Origin of the sequence: Staphylococcus pettenkoferi (assembly GCF_002902685.1) — a bacterium.
Taxonomy (GTDB): Bacteria; Bacillota; Bacilli; order Staphylococcales; family Staphylococcaceae; genus Staphylococcus; species Staphylococcus pettenkoferi.
The window spans coordinates 1-211 of sequence record NZ_PPRN01000087.1 but is presented as its reverse complement, the minus strand read 5'-3'; the positions used below and the strand labels follow the sequence as shown (position 1 = coordinate 211).

The following is a 211-nucleotide window of genomic DNA, read 5'->3' as shown; positions in this document are numbered from 1 at the left end:
CTTTTTCAGTCAAACGTTTTCACTCTTTCTCATTTCAGCTTGAGTGTGCAGTCACTTACGCTAAGTAAGCTCCTTACACTCTCGCTTCAATTCGTCGATTGAGAAACGTTTTCTTTAAAAAGTTAATCCTTAGAAAGGAGGTGATCCAGCCGCACCTTCCGATACGGCTACCTTGTTACGACTTCACCCCAATCATTTGTCCCACCTTCGA

1 rRNA gene is annotated in these 211 nt (G+C 43.1%); it reads right to left on the bottom strand.

The features are described 5' to 3' along the window. Positions 1-133 precede the first annotated feature (133 nt). A 16S ribosomal RNA gene (locus tag CD126_RS11625) occupies positions 134-211 on the bottom strand; the annotation flags it as partial.